We start from the raw sequence: 1,164 nt of genomic DNA on the forward strand, positions 1-1,164 counted from the left end.
TATTTACACAAGATATTTTACGCTCTCTCTAACAATGAGAAATTTAAATAATGCGTAAAAATAAAGGCAGGTGTTTTGTTAGAATAGAAATACCAATCTTTCATACCTTTAATAGTACTGATTTCACAATATTCCTGTAGCTCGTCCAATAACATGTTTAATCACCTTCTGTTCAATCAAGGTTTATCATCATTTAAGTCTAGCAGCTTCTCAAATTTCCTTTAATCCAACTAATGATTATTTCTTTTATCAAAGACTATAATGTTAATATACCCCTGTTGATTCACCGAACTTTTCTATACATACTTCATCTGCAATACCGAATAAAATTACACAATCTTCAGCTGCTGATGGGATTTTCTCAGGATTATTAAGTATCTCTGTATAGTATTTCTTCCCTCTGCCTACTACCAAGTAACTTACGTCTTCAATCCCATCCTCTGACTCTTCCATGTAATCTAAAAATGGCTCTTCTTGTAATACACTTGCCGCATCTAAAAATTGTTCCTGAAACTTCACGATATTCTCCTGATCCATTTCTCTCAATATTTCTCTTAATTTATCCGTATTCTGATCTGCGTTCATAATAATATCCCAAAACCAATCGCTTACAATGTCACTAATTTCGGTTGGTAAAATAATATCAGAATGATTCATAAAGCCACCTCGTTTGTGATTTTAGTTGAAGGCGTGAAACTATTTCTGTGGAAATGTTCTACTTGTTTTTGGATTTTTTGATCTTCCACCTTAACTGTTCGACATCCACCTGATTTTGTTTCATTTGTTTTGAGTATATCAATATACCTTCATCAACATACTCAAATCGAAATGTTGTAGTTGGTATACTATTTTTATTTTCATGATAGAAGCCATTTCTAATAATTGTATCAACTGCTTGATTGCTATTATACAAATACTCATCCACCAAAAATGTTTCTTCGTTCAATTCCTCATCTCCGTCCAAGTCGACGTCTTTCAAATAGAATAATACTTTTTCTATCACAGTCTCTTTCAAAACTACACAATATACTTGTTCCAAAACGATTTCATCATTATCGTTATTTAGAAACCTAAGATAAAGTTTCATCCCATCTTCTTTTATTACAAAAACACTGCCCCATCCCTTATTTTCTTTATCATAAGAATAGTACAGTTCACCATCTT

At 32.0% G+C, this 1,164-nt stretch carries 2 protein-coding genes; both read right to left on the reverse strand.

Features of this window, described 5'->3' with window-relative positions; genetic code table 11:
- Positions 1-264: 264 nt before the first annotated feature.
- Positions 265-657, reverse strand: coding sequence for a DUF4240 domain-containing protein (locus tag BBG47_RS28095; protein WP_094183226.1), 393 nt, complete (start codon positions 655-657; stop codon positions 265-267).
- 58 nt (positions 658-715) lie between these two features.
- Positions 716-1,164: hypothetical protein (locus BBG47_RS30255; protein ID WP_175400669.1), on the reverse strand; the 449-nt coding region annotated here is incomplete at its 5' end.

Source organism: Paenibacillus sp. KS1, assembly GCF_001680695.1.
Taxonomy (GTDB): Bacteria; Bacillota; Bacilli; order Paenibacillales; family Paenibacillaceae; genus Paenibacillus_B; species Paenibacillus_B suaedae.

What these genes read in the sequence shown, in the direction of transcription:
- BBG47_RS28095 (WP_094183226.1), bottom strand. Translation starts at nt 657, where the DNA reads ATGAATCATTCTGATATTATTTTACCAACCGAAATTAGTGACATTGTA.